Source organism: Gemmatimonadota bacterium, assembly GCA_041390125.1.
Lineage (GTDB): Bacteria > Gemmatimonadota > Gemmatimonadetes > Longimicrobiales > Gaopeijiaceae > JAGQIF01.
Window position 1 is genome coordinate 29700 of the sequence record JAWKQN010000017.1, and the last position, 20618, is coordinate 50317.

At 72.1% G+C, this 20618-nt stretch carries 16 protein-coding genes; 4 read left to right on the forward strand and 12 right to left on the reverse strand.

Annotation, left to right across the window (positions count from 1 at the left end; all coding sequences use genetic code 11):
- Positions 1-27: 27 nt before the first annotated feature.
- From R3E98_17565 to R3E98_17580, 4 genes are read right to left on the reverse strand one after another with little or no spacing between them, the layout of a single operon-like run.
- Positions 28-411 carry a type II toxin-antitoxin system VapC family toxin gene (locus R3E98_17565; protein ID MEZ4425210.1) on the reverse strand — a complete coding sequence of 128 codons (384 nt, stop codon included), beginning with the start codon at positions 409-411 and terminating at the stop codon, positions 28-30.
- A complete protein-coding gene (locus R3E98_17570) occupies positions 408-680 on the reverse strand; it encodes a type II toxin-antitoxin system VapB family antitoxin (GenBank protein MEZ4425211.1) in 273 nt (90 codons plus the stop codon). Before R3E98_17570 ends, R3E98_17565 begins: the two co-directional genes overlap by 4 nt.
- Positions 681-712: 32 nt before the next feature.
- Entirely contained in the window at positions 713-2038 is a 1326-nt protein-coding gene (gene thrC, locus R3E98_17575) for a threonine synthase (protein MEZ4425212.1), read from the reverse strand.
- Positions 2035-3003 carry a homoserine kinase gene (locus R3E98_17580; protein MEZ4425213.1) on the reverse strand — a complete coding sequence of 323 codons (969 nt, stop codon included), beginning with the start codon at positions 3001-3003 and terminating at the stop codon, positions 2035-2037. Before R3E98_17580 ends, thrC begins: the two co-directional genes overlap by 4 nt.
- A 310-nt stretch (positions 3004-3313) precedes the next feature.
- Between R3E98_17580 and R3E98_17585 the strand changes: the two genes are divergently transcribed.
- Together R3E98_17585 and R3E98_17590 are read left to right on the forward strand one after the other, a co-directional pair.
- Entirely contained in the window at positions 3314-4015 is a 702-nt protein-coding gene (locus R3E98_17585; protein ID MEZ4425214.1) for a creatininase family protein, read from the forward strand.
- A gap of 31 nt (positions 4016-4046) precedes the next feature.
- Positions 4047-4805 (forward strand): SDR family NAD(P)-dependent oxidoreductase, encoded by a 759-nt coding sequence (locus tag R3E98_17590; GenBank protein ID MEZ4425215.1) that lies wholly within the window; start codon positions 4047-4049, stop codon positions 4803-4805.
- A gap of 44 nt (positions 4806-4849) precedes the next feature.
- Here the strand turns inward: R3E98_17590 and R3E98_17595 are convergent, their stop codons facing one another.
- The 4 genes from R3E98_17595 to R3E98_17610 form a co-directional block, all read right to left on the reverse strand.
- Entirely contained in the window at positions 4850-5155 is a 306-nt protein-coding gene (locus R3E98_17595; GenBank protein ID MEZ4425216.1) for a carboxypeptidase-like regulatory domain-containing protein, read from the reverse strand.
- Between the two features lie 283 nt (positions 5156-5438).
- Positions 5439-5948, reverse strand: coding sequence for a DUF4143 domain-containing protein (locus R3E98_17600; protein ID MEZ4425217.1), 510 nt, complete (start codon positions 5946-5948; stop codon positions 5439-5441).
- Between the two features lie 18 nt (positions 5949-5966).
- Complete coding sequence (locus R3E98_17605; GenBank protein MEZ4425218.1) at positions 5967-6947, reverse strand: isoaspartyl peptidase/L-asparaginase; 981 nt, start codon at positions 6945-6947, stop codon at positions 5967-5969.
- Positions 6944-7999: a 2-dehydropantoate 2-reductase gene (locus R3E98_17610; GenBank protein MEZ4425219.1), complete on the reverse strand. Its 1056-nt coding sequence runs from the start codon at positions 7997-7999 to the stop codon at positions 6944-6946. The genes R3E98_17605 and R3E98_17610 overlap by 4 nt, the downstream gene beginning before the upstream one ends.
- Before the next feature lie 289 nt (positions 8000-8288).
- On the opposite strand from R3E98_17610, the gene R3E98_17615 reads away from it, so the two are divergent.
- Both R3E98_17615 and R3E98_17620 read left to right on the forward strand, forming a co-directional pair.
- A complete protein-coding gene (locus tag R3E98_17615) occupies positions 8289-10523 on the forward strand; it encodes a hypothetical protein (GenBank protein ID MEZ4425220.1) in 2235 nt (744 codons plus the stop codon).
- 27 nt (positions 10524-10550) lie between these two features.
- Complete coding sequence (locus R3E98_17620) at positions 10551-12635, forward strand: M3 family metallopeptidase (GenBank protein ID MEZ4425221.1); 2085 nt, start codon at positions 10551-10553, stop codon at positions 12633-12635.
- A 135-nt stretch (positions 12636-12770) separates the two neighbouring features.
- On the opposite strand, the gene R3E98_17625 is transcribed toward R3E98_17620, so the two are convergent.
- From R3E98_17625 to R3E98_17640, 4 genes are all read right to left on the reverse strand, one after another.
- The gene (locus R3E98_17625) at positions 12771-14108 is read right to left on the reverse strand and encodes a M24 family metallopeptidase (GenBank protein ID MEZ4425222.1); all 1338 of its coding nucleotides are present in this window, start codon (positions 14106-14108) and stop codon (positions 12771-12773) included.
- 80 nt (positions 14109-14188) lie between these two features.
- Complete coding sequence (locus R3E98_17630; GenBank protein MEZ4425223.1) at positions 14189-17368, reverse strand: glycosyl hydrolase; 3180 nt, start codon at positions 17366-17368, stop codon at positions 14189-14191.
- A gap of 62 nt (positions 17369-17430) precedes the next feature.
- Positions 17431-17835, reverse strand: a complete 405-nt coding sequence (locus R3E98_17635) for a hypothetical protein (protein ID MEZ4425224.1) — start codon at positions 17833-17835, stop codon at positions 17431-17433.
- Between the two features lie 135 nt (positions 17836-17970).
- A complete protein-coding gene (locus R3E98_17640) occupies positions 17971-20484 on the reverse strand; it encodes an ABC transporter permease (protein MEZ4425225.1) in 2514 nt (837 codons plus the stop codon).
- Between the last annotated feature and the right edge of the window lie 134 nt (positions 20485-20618).

Sequence of the window (20618 nt, forward strand, 5' to 3'; positions counted from 1 at the left end):
GGGATCGGGGATCGAGTCCGGGGCGCGCTACCGTGGAAGATCGGTCTGCGCGAAGTCGTCCCCGGTGAAGAGCAAGGGCTCACCGGCCAGTGCGGCGGCCGCGTAGGTCATGCAGTCGCCGAAGTTCAATCGCGCGGGATGGCGTCCCTTCCCGAACCTGCGGTAGGCCTCGACGGCCTCACGCCAGTGGATCTCGCCGAAGGGGATCTCCTGGATGGCGAGCTCGTCCAGCATGCGCTCCAGCAGCCCGCGGGAGGCGTCACCCAGTCGCGCTTCGAGGACGATGCCTGCCTCGGCGAGGGTCGGGGTGGCGGCGGCCAGGGCCTCCGCCGTGCGGAGGCGATCCAGGACGTCTTCGTAGCCCGGGTCCCGGAAGACGACCGCGAGGAGGGCGGAAGCGTCGACGATCATACGCCCTCCGCTCCATAGCCCAGGATCGCCTCCCGCTCCGCCTTGTCCGGTCCGGCGCCCCGCTGGTCGGCGGGCACGCGGGCCCACACCTCGGTCTCCAGGAACCGCCGCAGCCGATCGGCCTTGGCCTGCTCGCCGACCCGCTGCCGGAGCCGCGCGTAGCGCTCCACGAGCGCCTGCCGGACCGCTTCGGTCTTGGATTCACCCGTCAGGTCCGCGACCTGGGCGACCAGGCGCTCGACCTCGGCGTTCTTGATGTTGAGCGGCATCGGATCCGTCCTCAGAATACACCAATCTACCCTTATTCCACCTCGGAGGAAGGCCCCCCGCCGCGACCGCTCGTTCGCTCCTGCGCCCACGCCGTCCGCAGTGAATCCGCCGTGGGCTCGATGACCCGCACGTGGGTGGGTCGGGCCAGCAGCTCCGCCAGGGCCGGCGGGACCTCCACGGGGTGACCCACCAGCGGCTCGACGATCTGCTCGAACTTGGCCGGGTGCGCCGTCGCGACGACCACCAGGTCCGCGCTCGACATCTCCTCCCGCAGTCGCACGGCGGTCGCGGTGTGGGGGCAGAAGACCTGGCCCCAACGGGCGGGACCGTTCCGGATGGTCTCGCGGATCTCCTCGTCGGAGACCGTGCGCGCGTGCAGCAACGGACGGAGCGCCTCGGGACCTCCGGCCAGGTCGAACAGCCGCTCCATGTTCGAGGGATGCCCGACGTCCATCGCGTTCGCGAGCGTGGAGACGGAGGGGCGGGGCTCCCACGGGCCTCCCCCCGCGAAGGTGGGGATGACGTCGTTGGCGTTGGTGGCCAGCGCGATGCGCGCCACCGGGAAGCCCGCGCGCTGCGCCCAGAACGCGCCCACCGCGTTGCCCACGTTGCCGGACGGGACGATGAATCCCGGCGCGCGCCCGTGCCGCGCGCGGTACTGCAGGGAAGCCCAGGCGTAGTAGACGACCTGCGGGAGCAGCCGCCCCACGTTGATGCTGTTGGCGGAGGTGAGCCGACCTCCCCCGGGCCACGATCCCGACTGGAAGAGCTCCTTCACCATGCGCTGGCAGTCGTCGAACGTGCCCCGCACGGCGAAGCTGGTGACGTTTCCGTCCCAGCACGTGAGCTGGTGCTGCTGACGGGGAGAGACGGCGCCTTCCGGGAAGAGGATGGCGACCTCGAGACCTTGCTTCCGGTGGCAGGCGGCCGCGACCGCCGCGCCGGTATCGCCCGACGTGGCCACCAGGATGGTGCGGGGACGATCGTCGGGATCGGGTGGCAGGTGCTGGAAACAGCCCGCCAGGAAGCGGGCGCCGAAATCCTTGAACGCGGCCGTGGGCCCGTGGAAGAGCTCCAGCACGGCTGTACGCCGCGGCAGCTCCACGAGCGGGACCGGGAAATCGAACGCCTCCCGACAGAGTCCCTCCACGTGCTCGGCGAGTGGGTCGTCTTCGAGGAAGGGACGCAGCACGGCCGCGGCGAAGGCGGCGTAGTCGGAGCCGGCCTCCGCCGGGAAGCGGTCCGGCTCCGGAAAGCGGTCGGGCACGTAGAGCCCGCCGTCCGGGGCCAGACCCTGCAGCAGGGCCTCGCTGAACAAGACCGGCGGCGCCTCGCCGCGCGTGCTGCGGTATCTCATGCGGCCTCGATGGCGTCGAGCACGTGGGCACCGGGTTGTCCGACCGGCCCGCTCCAGGGGTCCGCGGCGACGCCGCCGGCCTCGAACACGTGTAGCACCGCTTCCTCCACGCGTGCGGTGACGGCGGGGTCCGCGGTGAGCGCGAAGACCGTGGGACCCGACCCCGAGATGCCGAACGCCAGCGCGCCCGCGGCCTCGGCGGCTACGCGCGCGTCGTGGAATCCGGGGATCAGCGGCGCGCGCGCAGGCTCGGCCACCAGGTCCACGACACTGCGTCCGAGCAGCATCGCGTCGCCGGTATAGCAGGCGGCCACGAAGCCGGCCAGGTGCATGGACTGCCGCACGTGGTCGTGCAGGGGGACCTCCGCGCGCATCGCGGCGCGCGCGCGGCGGGTCTCGATCTGCAGGTGCGGATGGATGACCACGCACTCGAGGCCCGGCGGGACCGGAAGCGCGATCGCGCGTGGAGGATCCATGCCCACCACCGCCGTGAGCCCCCCGAGCAGGCAGGGGGCCACGTTGTCCGCGTGTTGTGCGCCGCTGGCGGCGGCCTCCCCGACGGTGGCCCACCGCAGCAGGTCGTCCGACGACGCGGGGGTGGGCAAGAACGCGTTGGCGGCGACCACGGCCGCGACCGCGGAGGCAGCCGACCCGCCCATCCCCGACCCGAGCGGGATGCCCTTGTCGATCTCGACGTCCAGCCCGAACGGGAGCGGTTGCTCGGCCAGGAGCGCGTGCAACGCCACGGTGGCGGTGTTGCGGGCAGGATCGGAGGGCAGGGAGGTGACCACCCCGCGTTGCGCGGTGATGCGCACGCCGCTGCGGTCGGGCGCGGGACGGATCGTCACCCGGTCGCCGGCACCCCCGATCGCGAAGCCCAGGAGGTCGAAGCCCACCGACACGTTCGCGACGCTCGCGGGCGCGAATGCGGTGACGGCGCGGAGCTCGGATGGGGCGTTGGACACGACGTGCACCTCGGGCGGCGGAGACCTGGGGCACACCCCGGAGCATCGCCCGACCGTCCGGGACGCGCTCACCCGCGGGCGGGCCCGGCCGAAAGGTATGCGCCGGCGCGCGGTGGGGGAGTCCCGCAGGGTGTCGGGCCTCCCACGTCGCACCAGGACCGGGCAGGGCGGTCGGCGTCCGCCTCCGGCCCCGCTCCAGGCGCGGCGGTCGGCGAGCCGCTCGGCCGCCCCTGCGCGCCACCTTGCACCGGAGTGGAGGCAGGCTCCACGTTCGCGCGCACACCGCTCCTCCCGCTCGAACCGGAGTCCCATGCGCATCGCCGACCTCGACTGGCAGCAGCTCGAACGCCTCCTCGAGCACGAGGACCGGGCCGTCCTCCCGCTCGGGAGCACCGAGCAGCACGCCCGGCTGAGCCTTGCCACCGACTCCATCCTCGCCGAGCGGGTGGCGCTCGAGGCCGCCGAGCCGCTCGGTGTCCCGGTCTTCCCGGTGCTGCCCTACGGTGTGACGCCCTACTTCACCGGATATCCGGGGACGGTGTCCCTACGGGTCGAGACCTACCTGCGGCTCGTGGGCGACGTGCTCGACCACCTGGCTCGCATGGGCTTCCGCCGCATCCTCCTCGTGAACGGGCACGGTGGCAACGCACCCGCGGCGGCCTTCGCGGTGGAGTGGGCGGCCGGCCATGCCGGTGTCCGCGTCAAGATGCACAACTGGTGGAACGCACCGCGCACGCTGTCCGTGCTGCAGGCCATCGACCCGGTCGGCTCCCACGCCTCGTGGGCCGAGAACTTCCCCTGGACGCGCCTCCAGGGCGTGGAACAGCCGGAGGATCCGGCGCCCTCGATCGACCGGGTGCGCATGGCCGCGATGTCTCCCGCCGAGGTGCGCGCCTATCTCGGCGAGGGGAACATGGGTGGCCGCTATCAGCGCGGCGACGAGGACATGCTGCGGCTGTGGGCCGCGGGCGTGGAGGAGACCCGGGCGGCCCTGGAAGGACCATGGGCGTGAAGGACGATCCGAACGCTGCGGGAGCGCACCCGTGCACGTGACCTTTGACGGGAAGTGCGTGCTCGTCACCGGCGCCGATCACGGGATCGGACGCGCCATCGCGGTCGCCTTCGCGGAGCGCGGCGCGCGTGTGTGGGCGACCGGCGTCTCCGACGCCGAGCTCTCCGAGACCGGGAGACTGCTGGGCGCGCAGGGCCGGACCGCTCACCTGGACGTCACGGACGCGGAGGGCGCGAACGCGCTCGTGTCGCGCATCGAGGCGGACGCGGGGCCGGTGGACGTGCTGGTGAACAACGCCGGCGGCGTGCGCGGCCAGCGCGGTCGTCCCGTGGAGGAGGTGAGCGACGCCGACTGGCGCGACATCGTGGCCGTGAACCTGGACGGGACCTTCCACTGCTCGCGGGCGGTGGCGCCGGGGATGAAGCGCGCCGGTCGCGGCGCGATCGTCAACATCTCCAGCGGCGCCGGCCTGGGGGTGAGCCTCACCGGCATCCAAGCGTATGCGTCCGCCAAGGCGGGGCAGATCGGCCTTACGCGTCAGCTCGCCCACGAGCTGGGTCCGTTCGGGATCCGCGTGAACGCGATCGCGCCGGGCTTCGTGTTGTCCAACCCCGACACGGAGCGGCAGTGGGCCCGCTACGGGGACGAGGGACAGCGGCGGCTGATCGAATCCATCCAGCTCCGGCGGCTGGGTAGACCGGACGACATCGCGCACGCCACGCTGTTCCTGGCGTCGGACTTCGCGTCCTGGATCACCGGGCAGGTGCTGTCGGTGAACGGGGGGCGCTGAGGGGCGGGGCGACCCGATCGAACGCTCGACGCGTGCGCGCGCTTCTAGTTCCGGGGCCGCATGTACAGGTTCCGCGTGTACGGGCTGAACTGGGCTTCCCCCGTGAAGCTCTGCGGCTCATCCTCGAGCTGGTAGTCGCTGTGCACGACCTGGACGACGTAGGTGCCTTCCAGCAGGTCCAGCGCATACATGCCGCTGGGGTCGAGCGAGGTGGTGTTGTGCGTCACGCCATCCTCCCCGGTGAAGGTCACCAGAGCGCCGGGGATCGGGACGAAGACACCGGCCTCGACCCGATGCGAGATCCGGCCCGCGACCTGGATCTGCTGCTTGCAGGCTGCGAACGTGCTCATCGCCAGCCCGAGTACGGAAAGCCTCAGAACGGATGCACGCCCGCGCCGACACTTCGCGCTCCTGGACATTGTCTCTCCTCCCCCCTCGGGTCGCCGCTCGATGCCCGGCGGATCGTTCGCGCGGACCGGCTTCGTACGGTCCTGTTCGCTCCACATCCACCGAGGCGACGGAGAGCGACGCGGTTGGCCATGGGGGGAGCTACCGGTCGGAGCTGGGGGGGCCGTCGCTGAGAAGACCTGCTACGGGTCGCGGGCCTCCAGCAGCTCCGCCGACCTGCGCAGGTCACCACGCAGCGTCCTGCACCTCTCGCCACGGCAGGACGTCGATGTCGCTCCGACGCTGGCGTTCGCGTCCGCCGTGGACCAGGCGAGCGACGACCTCGCGATGGGCCTGCTCGGCGTCGTTCGCGCAGCTTTCCACGAAGCTGCGCAACGCCGTACGGTGTTCGGTCGCGATGGTCGCGCCGGACTTCATCTCCACCGCATGGAGTCGATCGCCGCCCTCGACGATCAGATCGATCTCGCGGCCGCGGCTTTCCCGGAGGTGGAAGAGGTCCGCGGGACGGCGCGCGTGGAGCCGCGCTTTACGCACTTCGGATGCCACCCATGACTCGAAGAGGGCGCCTCGCAGAGGGTGGGTGCGTAGCTGGTCGGGTCTCCGGATTCCCAGGAGGTGGCAGGCGAGTCCCGTGTCCACGAAATGGAGCTTGGGGGTCTTCACGACCCGCTTCCGGACATTGCGGACCCAGGGAGGAAGGCGGAAGACGACAAAGCTCGCCTCCAGGACGACGATCGCAGGCGCGCTCCCCCCCTACGACGTGCCCTCCCCCCAGATGTCCACGTGCGGTACCCCGTCCTCTCCCACCCACCCGCGGTACATGCCGGGCGTGTTGAAGCACAGCTCCACGTGGCCGTCCGCGTCGAGGGCCACCAGACCACCCGACCGCGGCACCTGACGGGCCAGCTCGTCCCAGATCACGGCGCGTACGGCCTCCGACAGGGACGCCCCCGTCAGCGCCATGCGGGCCTCCACCGCGTGCGCCAGCGCCAGGCGGATGAAGTATTCGCCCCAGCCGGTGCAGGAGACCGCGCAGCGCAGGCTGGCCCACGTGCCGGCGCCGATGATGGGCGTGTCCCCGACGCGGCCCCAGGTCTTGCCCGCCATGCCGCCGGTCGAGGTGGCGGCGGCGAGCGTGCCGCTGCGGTCCAGCGCCACGGCGCCCACCGTGCCCGCCTTCGACGTCGGGTCGCTCGTGGGCTCGGCGTCGCCGAGCACGTTGGGCCGTCCACCGCGGCGCTCCAGCGCGCGCTGGAGCTCGGCGCGCCTCCGCTCCGTGCCGAACCAGCCCGGGTCCACGGGCTCCAGGCCCTGGGTCCGAGCGAACGCCTCCGCGCCCTCGCCGATCAGCATCAGGTGCTCGGAGCGCTCCATCACGCGGCGCGCGAGCACGACCGGGTTGCGCACGCCGGTCACGCCAGCCACGGCGCCCGCGTCCCGGTCCGCGCCGCGCATGATCGAGGCGTCCATGGTGATCACGCCGCGCTCGTCGTAGTTGGAGCCCCGCCCCGCGTTGAAGTGGGGCGAGTCCTCCAGCACGCATACGGCGGCCACCACGGCGTCGACGGCGTCGCCCCCCTGGTCGAGCGCGCTGCGGCCCGCCTGAAGGGACGCCGCCAGGTCTGCCTCGTAGGCTGCCTTCAGCTCCGGCGTCATCCGCTCCGGGGTGAGCGTCCCCACGCCGCCGTGGATCGCCACACCGTGCGCGATGCGCACTCTCGCTGCTCCGCTCATGGGCGCTCCTCACGGTCGGGGGTCCCACCCACCACGGCGACCAGAACGTCCACGTTCGCACGCTCCTGCCGCCGCGCTCCCGCCTCGATCTCGTGGATCTGCGTGATCACCGCGTCCACGACCGGGGTCGGCACGCCCAGCCGGCGACCGGCGCCCGCCACCGGACCGAGCTGGGCATCCACCTCCGTCCGCCGTCTGCGCACGGCCAGGTCGCGCCAGATCCCGCTGTGCGTCTTGGCCGAGCGGCGGTTGAAGGACACCAGCGCGTCCAGCGACGCATGCGCGGTGGCAAGGGACGCATCCGGTGCGAACGCGGCCGGATCGAAGCCGTCGAACGCCTGCAGGGGGATGCCCTCGGCGTGGGCCACGCGACACACCTCCCGCGCGATCGCCACGTACACGGGCCGATGCTCCCGGTCGGCGAGCGCGTCGGCGATCGGATCGTCCGTGAGCGCGGTGACGAACAACAGCGCACCGTAGGCGAGCTTGCTCCAGAGATAGCCGAAGATGGTGTCCGTGAGCACGGCATTCGGCTCGAAGATGCGCAGCAGATCGTGCAGCGCCCGCACGCGTTCGGTGGAGCGTCCGTCCAGCTCGCCCACCACGACCGCACCCCGGCCACCCCAGTGCACCACGCCGGGCTCCAGCACGTCGGCGCCGAAGTTCACGAAGGCGCCGATGGTGCGGGCCGCTCCGACCTCGGCGGCGATCACAGGCTCGTTGAGCCCGTTCTGGATGGAGGCCACCCACCCGTCGTCGGTCAGGAACAGGGCCGCCTCGCGGATGGCCTCTTCCGTGTGGTGTGCCTTCACGCAGAGGAGCATCCGCCCGTAGCGGCCGGTCAACGCGGACGGCGTCACCGCGTCCGCGGGGACGGTGAACTCGGCCTGGGGGCCCGTGACGCGCAGGCCGTCCCGGTTCAGGGCGGCCACGTGCGCCCCATCCCGGTCCACGAAGCGGACGGCGTGTCCGGCGCGCGCCAGCACCCCGCCGATGGTGCCGCCCATGGCGCCGGCGCCCCAGATGAGCAGGGGATCGTGGGGGTCGGTCATGGGCCTCGGGGTCGGTGGGATCGCGGGTCCGGCCGGGAGCTGGCGCGCAGCGGCGCGGTTCCAACGCGGGGTGCGGGCGCCGCAGACACTTCGCTGCGTGCGGTCGGCGCGTCAAGAAGTCGGGCGGTTCGTGTCCGCCCCCCGTGGACCCCACGGAGTCATCGGGTGTGCGAGCCGCCGGCGGCCCGGCGGCCCGGCGGCCCGGCGGCCCGGCGGCCCGGCGGCCCGGGGGCGCTGGCGCACGCACTGCGCCGCTCCATATTGCCGTGGACCCTCCACCGGAGCCTTCGTGAAACGTCGCGACGTCCCCCTCGCCGGCCCGCTTTCCGCCGCCCTCCTCTGCACCGCGCTCGCGGCGCCGCTCGCCGGACAGACCGCCGCCTGCACCCTGGACGGGTACTCCACGGGTGCGCCGGTCCTGGCCGAGCCGAGTGCCGCCGGCGTGCGACTCACCTGGGACGGCACCGACGGAGCGCGCGTGCGCATGGCGCTGGAACGTGGGAGCAGCGGGCCGCGGATCGTCCAGTGGGAGCTGGCGGATGCCGGCGCCGACTTCCGCACGATCGCGCGCGATGTCGGGTTCGACCTGGAGGTCGTGGAGGGATACCGCCGGATCAGCAATCAACAGCTCGTGCCGCTCCGTGAGCTGGGGGTCGAGCTGACCTCCGACGTCGTCGATCGCTACAAGTGGGACGTCTTCTGGGACGCGCCGCTCGACCTGGCGCCGCCCGCCGGCGGCGGGATGATGAGCGCCAACCCGCCGCCGGCGGACGGCGTCGCGCACCAGCCGGGGCTTCCGCGTCGGCCGGAGGAGATCCGCCGCGGTCGGGTCGCTTTCACGGGCGGCGGATGCGCGGTCGAGAGCGAGGGCCGTCGGCTGCGCGTGCGCTTCCCGGGGCTCGCTGCCGGCTCCTTCCAGGGCGAGCTGGTCCTCACTGCGTATGCCGGAACCAGCCTGCTGCGGGTCGAGGCCATCGCGAGCACCACGCTCCCGTCGGTGGCCTACAAGTACGATCTCGGCTTGAGCGGTCTCCCCGTGCAGGGCAGCCGCGTCCACTGGCGCGACCTGTCCAACCGGCCGCAGTCGTACGGGCTCCGCGGTCCGGTGAACGATGCGTTGGTTCCGTTGCGGGCGGCCAATCGCGTGGTGGTGGCAGAGACGGGCGGGGCGGCCATCGCCGCGTTCCCTCCTCCGCATACGTTCTTCTGGGCGCGCGAGGTGGAGATCGTCGTCGGCAACGACTGGTATCGGAAGGACGGGCCGGACGTCTTCAGCTTCGGCGTACGTCAGGGCGAGGCGGAGGTGGTGGAGCGCTACCGCGCCAACTGGTCCCTCTACAGCGCGCCGCCCGGCACGGAGCAGCACATGGCGGCCTACTTCCTGCCGGTGCCGGGGGATGGCGAGGCCGCCTTCACCGCGGCGCTCGCGTTCACGAACGGCGACGTGTACCCGACGTTGCCGGGCTACAAGGTCCTGGGCAGCCACTACCACACCGACGTGGGACGCACGCTGATGGCGAGTGGCAGCGTGGACACCCGTCTGCCCGACTTCGAGGCCCTGCGCGCTGCGGGCATCGACATCGCGGGTCCCGTCGATCGCCCGCGCGACGAGACCCAGCTGGAGGAGCAGCGCTGGCTGTTCGAGGGCGCCCGCCGGCACTCCGACGACCGCTTCCTGGTCCTGCCCGAGATGGAGAACAGCAATCTGCTCGGCGGGCACTGGGACCTGTTCTTCTCCCACCCCGTCCACTACGTGGACACGCGTGAGCCCGGAACGCCCCTCGTGACGGAGCATCCGGAGTACGGACGCGTCTACAACATCGGCAGCGTCGACGACATGCGGGCGATGATCGAGGCGGAGGACATGCTGGTCTTCATGCCCCACCCGCGCACGAAGGGCTCGACGGGCTATCCGGACGCGATCCGCCAGAGCCCGCAGTTCCTGTCGGATTGGTATCGCGGTGTCGGGTGGCGCTGGGGGATGGGCTCCGACCTGTCGGAGGAGCGGTTGTCCGGCACGCGCGTGATCCCCCTGCTGGACGACATGAACAACTGGATCGCCGACTCGGACCTGCGGCTGAAGGGTCTGGTCGGCATCACCGAGACGTACGCCAAGGCGCCGGGCGACGACATCTACGCGAACGGACCGGTCACCTACCTGCGCCTGGATCGGCTGCCTGCCGGGGACGACTACGCCCCGGTGGTGCGGGCGCTGCGTGAGGGGGACTACTTCGTGACCTCGGGAGAGGTGTTGATCCCGGAGCATCGCTACGAGGGCCAGGGCGACACCCGGACGCTGGTGGCCGACGTCCGGTGGAGCTTCCCGCTGGCGTTCGTGGAGGTCGTGACGGGAGACGGCGAGCGCACGACCACCCACCGGGTGGAGGCCGCCGACCTGCCCGCGTTCGGCACCCACACGTTCCGGATCCCCTTCGCGGCCCGCGGGCAGGCCTGGGTGCGCTTCGCCGCGTGGGACACCGCAGGGAACGGAGCGATGACCATGCCGGTACGGCTGGAGCGCTGAACGCTCCTCCCTCCTTCCGGAACCGCCGTGACGCCCGATCCGAACCCGCTGCTCGCCGACGCCGGCCCGATCCCGTTCGACCGCATCCGTGCCGAGCACGTGGAGCCCGGCATCCGTCAGGCGCTCGCCGAGGCGCGCGCGGTCGTGGACGCCATCGCGGCGGGCGACGCCTCACCCCGGTGGGAGACCACGCTGGGTCCGCTGGACGAGGCCGCCGAGCGGCTGGCCCGGCGCATCGCGCCGGCCTCCCACCTGGTGGCCGTGGCCCAGACGCCGGAGCTGCGCGAAGCCTACAACGCGGTGCTGCCCGACATCTCGGCCTTCTGGTCGGGGCTGCACCTGGACGAGCGTCTCTGGAGTCGCATCGAGGCGTACTCCACCACCGAGGAGGCGCAGTCCCTGACCGGCATCCGGCGGCGCCACCTGGACAAGACGCTGCGCGAATTCCGCCGTGCCGGCGCCGACCTGCCGGAGGCGCAGAAGGAGCGCCTGCGCGCGCTCCACGTGGAGATGGCCAGCCTGGAGCAGAAGTTCTCCGAGAACGTCCTGGACGCCACCGCCGCCTACGAGCTGCTCGTCACGGACGAGGACCGCCTGAAGGGCGTCCCCGAGCCCGCGAAGAAGCGCGCGGCCGCCAAGGCACGCGAGGCCGGAAAGGAAGGCTGGCTGCTCACCCTGGACTACCCGTCCGTGGAGCCCATCCTCAAGCACTGCGAGGACCGGGCGCTCCGGCGCGAGATCCACGCCGCCTACTGTCTCCGCTGTCGCGATGGCGAGTGGGACAACCGGCCGCTCATCGCCCGGCTGCTCCGCCTGCGCGACGAGCTGGCCACGCTGCTCGGCTACGCCACGTTCGCCGACTACCAGCTCGAGGACCGCATGGCCCGGGACGGCACCCGCGCCCGGGCCTTCGAGGCCGACCTCGTGGCCCGCACGCGGCCGTACTGGGCGCGGGATACGCGGGCGCTGGAGGCGCACGCGGCCACGCTCGGTCTGGATGCCCTCCAGCCCTGGGACGTGGCCTTCGTGGCCGAGAAGCTCCGCAAGGCCCACTTCGATCTCGACGACGAGCTGCTCCGGCCCTGGTTCGCGCTGGACCGCGTCGAGCGGGGATTGTTCGACATCGTGGAACGGGTCTTCGGGTTCCGCGTCGTGGAGATCGACGACGACCCGGTCTGGCACCCGGACGTGCGTACCTTCGCGCTGTACGAAGGGGAGACCCGTCTCGGGGTCTTCTATACGGACTGGTTCCCGCGCAAGGAGAAGCGACCCGGCGCCTGGATGGACGCGTTCGCGACGGGCGGCCCCGACGGGGACGGCTTCACCCCTCACGTGGGCGCCATCTGCGGCAACTTCACACCGCCGCAGGACGGCACCCCGGCGCTGCTGACGCATGACGAGGTGCAGACGCTCTTCCACGAGTTCGGGCACCTGCTGCATCACTGCACGTCGCGTGTGGCGGTGCCGGCGCGCGCCGGGATCCACGTCGCGTGGGACTTCGTGGAGCTGCCCAGCCAGATCATGGAGAACTGGACGTGGGAGCGCGACGCGCTCGACCTGTTCGCGCGTCATCACGAGACGGGTGAGCCGCTCCCCGAGGACATTTTCCAGCGCATGCTGGACGCGCGCCGCTTCCTGGGCGGCTGGTACCAGATGCGCCAGCTGTCGTTCGGGACGCTGGACCTCCTCCTGCACGCCGACGTGGCGCCCCGACTTCGCCGGGAGGCCGCCACGGACGGGGACGACCTCGACCTGCGGCAGGGACAGGAGGTCGTCGATCTCGTGCGCGAAGTGCTGGTCGAGTTCTCCCCGACCGCGGCCTTCGCGGACCTGCACGTCCTCACGTCCTTCAGTCACCTGTTCGCCGGCGGCTACGCGGCCGGCTACTACAGCTACCTCTGGTCGGAGGTGCTGGACGCGGACGCGTTCACGCGCTTCCGCGACGCGGGCGTGCTCGACGGGGAGACCGGCCGCGCCTACGTGCGCGCCATCCTCTCGCAGGGGGATTCGGAGGATCCGGAGGTGCTCTTCCGCGCCTTCATGGGCCGCGATCCGGACGCGGGCGCGTTGCTGGAGCGGAACCTGGGATCGTTGGAGGCGGACGCGGCCTGACGGCGGCGGGTCGGAAGACCGGCCCCATCGCCGACCGCGGCGGGGTGACCCGCCGGCGCGTCCTCGCCGTGGGCCAGCCCGCCGGCCGGTGCCCGATCGCGCCCCGCCGGCCGCCTGCCGGTGCGTCGCGCCGGCCTACCGACCCACCAGCACCCAGTCCTCCTGCGGCGGGATCAGCCACTCGGCCCCGTTCTCCGTGATCACCACCATCTCCTCCACCGAGATGGTCTTGGTGGTGCCGTCCGGCTGTTCCCATCCGAAGAACCCATCGAACGCGAACGTCTGACCAGGCCGGAGCGGTCGAGCCGCGTCGCCTTCGGCGGTGCGGCCGCCCACGGCACCCCCCAGCCTCGGCCCCAGGTCGTGCGCCCAGTAGCCGACCGGATGACCGGTGCTCCAGATGATCGGGATCGACCCGTTCGCCCCCAGGACCTCGCGCTGCGCGCGGTCGACGTCCCACCCGGTGGCGCCGGGCCTCATCGCGGCGAAGGCGGCGCGGCTTCCCGCCCGCGCCCGCTCCCAGCGCTCCTGCATCTCCGGCGGCGCCTCGGTCTCGCCGTCCCGCAGCACATAGGCGAAGCGCTGGATGTCGGTGACCCACATTCCGTGCACCTTGATGCCGAAGTCCGTCTGGATGACGTCGCCGGGTTGGATCACCTTGTCGGTGGAATGCGAATGCCCGCGGTCGGGGCCCGAGTTCACGTTCGGGTTCTGATCCGCCGCCCATCCGTCGGCGACGCCCAGCTCGGCCATGCGCCGCTTGAGGAACCGGGCCACGTCGGCGTCCGTCGTCTGCCCGGGCACGATGGTGGCGTACGCCTCCAGCTCCAGCTCGGCGGTGAGCCGGGCCGCGCGCCGCATGAGGTCCACCTCGCGCGGCAGCTTCACCGACAGCCACTCGATCACGAGGTCCTCGGAGGAGACGAGCCGGCTCGCCAGTCGCGGGCCGACCGCCTGTTCGAGGGCGTTGCGCTGCGTCCAGGAAAGCCCATCGGCGATGTTGCGGCTGCTGCTGTTCACGGCGATCCGCTGGGCGCCGCGTGCGGTCAGCTCCTCCGCCACCACCTGGTAGACGCTCCGGTCCCTGGGGATGGCGAGCACGGAATCGAGCGGCGTCACCTCGGCCAGCGCCGTGCTCTCCGTGACCGGTGAGATCGCCAGCGAGCGGAGCGACCCGTCCGGCCCGGCGAAGAACAGGAAAGCCGCCAGGCCGCCGGCGTTCTCCGCGCCCACGTGCGCGGCGATCGGGTCGTTGGCGTTCTCCCGGCCCAGGACCACCCACGCATCCACACCGGCACGCGCCATCGCCGGACCCAGGAGCGTGCGGATGCGCTCCGCGCGGATCGACGGCCACAAGGTGGCATCGTCGGGGAACGGGAGGGGGTCCGCCGCGGGCTGCTGCGGCGCGTCCGCCGAGCAGGCGGCGCCGGCGAGCGCCAGCAGGCTCAGCATCGGGCTTCTGAACCGCCGCATCGGACGCGCGGACTCCGCGAACGAGTGCCGCGCGCAGGCGGTCGTGCCGCTCGGATCGGATGCGCCTCGGCGTTTCGTCATCAGGACACGATCCGCGCGCGACCCGGCAATACCACGGCCGGCAACCCCAGCCGCGCAACCGCCTCGTTGAAGCGCGCCAGCTCGTTCTCCAGCAGATCCAGGTATCGGGCGCGCACGGCGGACCAGTCCTGGTTCAGATCCTCCAGGCGCTCGTAGGCGCCGGGGAGCGGCCGTCCCTCCGGCCCTCCGGAGATGTAGCCGTCCGGTCCGGTCACGTTGTTGTAGAGCTCGAGCCACTGGTTGTCGAGCCGGGGCGGGAAGCGGATCGGGTCCTGGCCCGACTGGTTCTTCGTCTGTTGCAGGTCCTCGTGCACGTCCGTGGCCTTGGTCTCGAGCGTGTCCGCCAGCGGCCGGAGCGCATCCGCCTGACCGGCGGTCTCGGCCCGTTCGAGCACATCCCCCACCTGGCTGCGGATGGTGGTGAGGTTCTCGATGGCCTGCGTGACCGCCGTGATGGAATCGCGCACGGCGATGGCCACCCGGAACTGCTCCTCGTAGTCCGCCTGGGTGACTTCGGGGATGCGAGGGTCGGGCAGGAGCTGGAAGGACGCCTCCTGGGGCGTGCTCGCGCCGACGGCCATGCGCACGCGATACGTGCCGGGCGGGGCCTTCACGCCGCCGGTGTAGCCCCAGACCACCGCGCCTTCCGGCGTCTCCGGGCCGGGGTAGAGCAGGTCCCACGTGATGCGATGCAGGCCCGCTTCCTTGGGGATGCGCACGCCCCGCGTCTCCTCCACCACGGCGGAGTCGGACGAGAACGTGCGCACGACCGAACCCCGGCCATCGACCACGTCCAGGCGGATCTCGCCCTCGGGCTCGCTGCGCAGCCAGTAGTGGATCGTCGCGCCCTGCGGTGCGCCCTCCGGTGCCAGCTCCGCCAGGCCGCCGTCCGCGCCACCCTTGTTGACCCGGTGCACGGCGCGCGGCGTGAACAGATGCGCCGGAGCGGAGACGACCTGCGCGCTCAGCTCGCGGAGCGGGGTGATGTCGTCCAGGATCCAGAAGGAGCGGCCCTGGGTGGAGAGGACGAGGTCGTCGTGCGCCACCTTCATGCCGGTCACCGGCGTGCGCGGCAGGTCGCGCTGCAGCGACTGCCACCGGCCCCCGCCGTCGAACGACACGTAGATCCCGTACTCCGTGCCCGCGAACAGCAGCCCCTCGCGCTCGGGGTCCTCGCGCACGGTGCGCACCGGGTGATCGGCCGGGATGCCGTTCCGACCGTCCGTGAGCAGACGCCAGGTGCCGCCCCAGTCGTCCGTGCGGAAGATGTACGGGCGGAAGTCGTCCAGACGGTAGGCGTGCACGGCCACGTAGGCCCGACCCGCCGCATGCCGGGACAGGTCGATCTCATCCACGGTGCCGAAGCGCGGCAGGCCCGGCGGCGTGACGTCCGTCCAGGTGGCGCCGTCGTCGCGTGAGACGTGGATGCGCCCATCGTCGGAGCCGGCCCAGATCTCCTCCGCCGTGAAGGGCGACTCTGCGATCGAGAACACCACGTTGAAGATCTCGACCCCGGTCACGTCCGCGTTGATGGGCCCGCCCGACTGCACCTGGTGCTCGGGCGTGTCGGTGGTCAGGTCGGGGCTCAGCGTCTCCCACGTCTCGCCCAGGTCCCGCGACCGATTCACGTGCTGCGAGCCGTGGTAGACGGTGTTGGGATCGTGCTGCGAGACCAGCATGGGCGAGACCCACTGGAAGCGGTGCTTCAGGTCCGCACCCGCCGATCCGAGCTGGAGCTGCGGGTAGAGGTTCATGTTGCGGACCTGGTCCTTGCTCAGGTCGTAGCGGTCGATCACGCCGCCGTAGCACCCGGCGAAGACGATGTGGGGGCGGTCCGGGTGGAGCGCGACCGGCCCGGTCTCGCACCCACCCACGTTCAGCCAGTGCTGCTTGGGGTAGAGCGTGTTGGACGACATCCACGCCGGCACCGAGATGGTGGTGTTGTCCTGCTGGGCGCCGTAGAGCCGGTACGGGAAGGCGTTGTCCACCACCACGTCGTACAGCTCGGCGGTGGGCTGATTGAAGTACGTGGACCAGGTGCGGCCGCCGTTGACGCTCACCTGCGCGCCTCCGTCGTCGGCCACCACCATGCGGTTCGGGTGGTCGGGGTGGATCCACAGGTCGTGCACGTCCCCGTGCGGCACCGGGATGGCCTCGAAGGTCACGCCCGCGTCCACGGAGCGGTACAGACTGGTGTTGAGCGCGTAGACCGTGTTCGGGTCCACGGGATCGGCGCGCATGTGTGTGTAGTACCACGCGCGTTGCCGCAGGTTGTTGTTGGAGTTCGTGCGCGTCCAGGTGCGCCCGGCGTCGTCGGAGCGGTATACGCCACCCGCGGGCTCCGCCTCGATCAGCGCCCACACGCGCATGGGATCCGCCGGGGAGACGGTCACACCCACCTTGCCCACGACGCCTTCCGGGAGACCGCCGCGGAGCTGCGTCCAGGTGTCCCCGCCATCCGTGGACTTGTAGACGCCGCCGTCCTCCGCACCCGAGATCATGGCCCAGGGCTTCCGCTCCCCCCGCCACATCCCGGCGTAGAGCTCGCGCGGGTTCTTCGGGTTCATCGCCAGGGAGGACGCGCCGGTGGAATCGCTGACGGCCAGCACGTGCTCCCACGTGCTGCCGCCGTCGCGCGAACGGAAGATGCCGCGCTCCGGGTTCTTGCCGAACGCATGCCCGAGCGCCGCGACGTACACGAGGTCCGCGTCCTTCGGGTGCACCACGATGCGGCTGATCTGCCCGGCTTCCGGCAGGCCGATGAAGGACCAGGTGCCGCCGCCGTCGGTGGACTTCCACATCCCGCGTCCGTGCGACGTGTTGCCGCGGATGTCGGCGGAGCCCAGCCCGACGTACAGCACGTTGGGGTCCGAGTCGGGCACGGCCACGGCACCCACGGAGCCGCCGAACCATCCGTCGGAGAGGTTGGTCCAGCTCACGCCGTTGTCGGTGCTCTGCCAGACGCCGCCTCCCGTGACGCCCATCACCCAACGGTCGGGATCGTCCAGGAAGCCGGTCGCGGCCGTGGAGCGGCCGCCCCGGTAGGGGCCGACCATGCGGTAGTCGAGCCCCGCGAACGCCAGCGTGTCGAAGGGGGCCTGGGCGCGCGCGTCCGCGGGGAGAGCCGCGAGGGCGGTGGCCAGGGAGAGCAGGGCGAGGGACGGGGAGAGGCGACGCACGGGACACTCCGGCAGGGGTCGGACCGATCGGTCCGGAGCCTAGAGCCGAGGTCGCAGGCCCGTCAATCCGACGAGCGGGCCTGGGGCGTGGCGCGCGCGGGGTGGGTCAGGAGCATGCGCCCGAACACCAGCGCGAGCAGCAGGTGCAGGGCGGCCGCGGCCCACACCACCAGCGAGCCCGCGGGCGCCGCCCTGGCCAGGGCCAGGCCGGCCACCAGCGCGTACGTGAGGTTCCCGATGGTGACGGCCCGGCCGTAGATGCCGCCCAGCACGCTGCCGCGCGCCGTCCAGGCCACCATCGCGAACGCGAAGTACAACGCCCCCATGACCTGGAGGACGAGCAGGCCGCCAGGGCCAGGGGACGCGCCTGCCGCCCATTGCGCGAGCTCGGCGGGCAGGAAGGTCAGCGCCACGCCCGCCACGCCGAAGAGCACGGCGACGAAGGTCATCAGGAGGTGGGTGGGCATGGGCGCTCGGGGTCGTGGTGCGCGGGAGGGGCTCATCTTTCCAAACCCGCGGGGCGCCCGATGGGTGCCCCGGGCGCGCCCCATGGAGGCCGTCCCCAGCCGACTCGCGGGAGCCCGGGTGCGGACGTCCGGGATCTAGTCCACCCGGAGCGTCTCCATCGGGTCGAGCCGCGCGGCGCGGAGCGCGGGCAGGAGGCCCGCGCTGAGCGCCACCAGCAGGAGCGCCAGGCCCGACGTGCCCAGCGCCACCGGATCGCCGGGGCCCACGCCGTAGAGGAGACTTCCCACCCACGGGTTCGTGGCCCACGCCAGCGGCAGACCGACCAGCAGGCCGGTTCCCGCCAGCCCCAACACCTGTCGCAGGATCATCCACAGGATCTGCGGGGGCCGGGCGCCTACCGCGACCCGCACGCCGATCTCGCGTGTGCGACGTGACACCGCGTAGGACGTGACTCCGTGCAGCCCGATGCTCGCGAGCAGCAACGCGAATCCCCCGAAGAGGGCGAGCAATCGGGTGAAGACCCGCTCCTTCGCGCTCGTCTGCGCCATGAGATCGCTCTGCGTGCGGAGCGCAGGGACCGGCAGGTCCGGATGGACCTGCGCCACGGCGTCCCGCAGCCGGGGCTCGAGCGCGGCCACGGGCACGTCCGTGCGTAGCACGAGGGTGTGGCCCCCATACCCGTTCCGCTGAAGGGCGGACTCGTAGAGCGTCGGTGGGACGGCGTCGCGCTGGCTCCGGTACGGCGTGTCTCCCACCACACCCACCACCTGCACGTCGCGTCCCCCCACGCGGATCGTGCGACCGAGCGGAGAGGCGCCCGCGAACAGCGCACGGACCGCGGTCTCGTTCACAGCGGCCACCGGAGGCGCGTCGGGACCGTCCTGCAGGCCGGGGACCCGACCCGCCACGAGCGGCACGCCCAGCGTCTCCAGGTAGGCGGGGCCCACGGCGTTGCGGTACACCATGTGGCGTTCGCCGTCCACGGTCGCCGGCCCGTTGGAGGCGATCCCGGACAGCAGCGCGTTCTCCAGCAACGTGACCGAGCGGACGCCGGGCACGGCGCGCACCCGCTCCAGCAGGCGCACGTAGAGGGCCGGGTAGTCCGCCTCCGAGCCGAGGACGAACCCGGGATCGATCTGGAAGGCTACGAGCCCGGCGGGCTCGAAGCCCAGCTCCACGCGGCCGAGGTTCGCCACCGTGCGGAGGAGGAGGGCCGCGCCCACGACCAGCGGAACGGAGACGGCCACCTGCAGCGCGATCAGCACGCGCCCGACCGTGAGCCGCGGGGTGGAGGAGCCGACCACGCGTGCGCGGGCCCCGGTGAGCCCGTCCACGTCCGAGACACGCAGCGCCGGCAGAAGGCCGAACAGCACCGTGCAGCCCAGCCCCAGCACCACGCTCGCCGCCAGCACCCCCGGATCCAGCACCACCTGCGTATCGGCGCCGGCGGGCGCGCCCGCGCCCAGGCTGCCGGTAACCAGCCCGCGGATCAGACCGCGGGCGCCGAGGGCCAATGCCACCCCGGCGATCGTGCCCGCGAGGCCGAGCACGAGGCTCTCCAGCAGCATCTGGCGCACCAGACGATGGCGTTCGCCCCCGAGCGCACGGCGGACCACCAGCTCGCCCTGGCGCCGCACCCCGCGAGCCAGCATCAACCCGGCCAGATTGACGCAGGCGATCAACAGCACGATCCCCACCACGCCGAGCATCAACCAGAGGAGACGCGCAGTCTCCGGTCGGATCGGTTGTGCGCCACGCGCGCCGGAAAGGAGCGCGAGCTCGGGCTGCTGGCCCGCCTGGACCGTCAAGGGCGAAGACGCCGTGCGGAGCGCGCGCTCGAGCGCCGTGCGCAGCACTGCGTCGGCCCCGCCCGGCGGCACGCGCGCCATGACCCGGAGCCAGAAGACATCCTCGGCGCTGAAGAGCGAGCCGTCGCTCCACATGCGAGGATACACCACCGGCTGCGCGGCCAGGGGCAGCGTGACTTCGGTCTGCGGGAAGAAGCCGCCGGCGGAGAGGCCCACGAATCCGGCGGCGCTCACGCCCACGACCTCGGCGGGCCGGCTGTTGATGCGCACGGTACGTCCGACCACCGTGGAATCACCGCCGAAGGCGCGCATCCAGAAGGCGTGGCTCAGGACCACCGCCAGGGATGCGTCCGGACGATCGTCCGTGTCGTCCAGGCCGCGGCCCAGTGCCATCGGCACGCGCAGCCCGGAGAAGTAGCGGCCATCCACCAGCGCACCGCCGGCGTGGAGCGCGGGTCCATCGGGCATGCCGATGCTGACGCCGCGCAGGAACGCGAAGGCGAAGAGCCCGGCCTCCGCGGGCGCTGCGTCCCGCAGCGCGCGATACAGCGGATAGCTCAGGTTGCTGCGATAGACACGGCCGGTGCGCGCATCGGGGTAGTCGGCCGAGCCGATCTGGCTGATCGTCAGATCGCCGGGGTGCTCCCATCCGACCAGGCGCAACTCGTAGGGCTGCTCGACCGGCAGGGGCTCCAGGAGGAGGGAGCGCACCACCCCCAGCATCGCCGTGTTGGCACCGATCCCGAGCGCCAGGGACAGGACGGCGATCGCCGTGAAGGCAGGGCTGCGGCGCAGGACGCGCAACACCCAGCGAAGGTCGGACCCCCAGCCCTGCAGCATCCCCATCTCCTCCCGTGATGGTCCTGCTTTCCTCTGCACGAGGTCTGACACTCCCTCCCGGGGCCGCGTTGCGCGCCCTCCGAAACCCCCGCTGCAACCCTCCCGTAATTGCTCCTGTCGCATATATGCGAACC

Excerpts from the sequence above, each read along its gene's own strand:
- R3E98_17565 (MEZ4425210.1), bottom strand. The coding sequence starts at position 411 with ATGATCGTCGACGCTTCCGCCCTCCTCGCGGTCGTCTTCCGGGACCCG.
- R3E98_17570 (MEZ4425211.1), bottom strand. The coding sequence starts at position 680 with ATGCCGCTCAACATCAAGAACGCCGAGGTCGAGCGCCTGGTCGCCCAG.
- thrC (MEZ4425212.1), bottom strand. The coding sequence starts at position 2,038 with ATGAGATACCGCAGCACGCGCGGCGAGGCGCCGCCGGTCTTGTTCAGC.
- R3E98_17585 (MEZ4425214.1), top strand. The coding sequence starts at position 3,314 with ATGCGCATCGCCGACCTCGACTGGCAGCAGCTCGAACGCCTCCTCGAG.
- R3E98_17595 (MEZ4425216.1), bottom strand. The coding sequence starts at position 5,155 with ATGAGCACGTTCGCAGCCTGCAAGCAGCAGATCCAGGTCGCGGGCCGG.
- R3E98_17605 (MEZ4425218.1), bottom strand. The coding sequence starts at position 6,947 with ATGAGCGGAGCAGCGAGAGTGCGCATCGCGCACGGTGTGGCGATCCAC.
- R3E98_17610 (MEZ4425219.1), bottom strand. The coding sequence starts at position 7,999 with ATGACCGACCCCCACGATCCCCTGCTCATCTGGGGCGCCGGCGCCATG.
- R3E98_17625 (MEZ4425222.1), bottom strand. The coding sequence starts at position 14,108 with ATGCGGCGGTTCAGAAGCCCGATGCTGAGCCTGCTGGCGCTCGCCGGC.
- R3E98_17635 (MEZ4425224.1), bottom strand. The coding sequence starts at position 17,835 with ATGCCCACCCACCTCCTGATGACCTTCGTCGCCGTGCTCTTCGGCGTG.
- R3E98_17640 (MEZ4425225.1), bottom strand. The coding sequence starts at position 20,484 with ATGCTGCAGGGCTGGGGGTCCGACCTTCGCTGGGTGTTGCGCGTCCTG.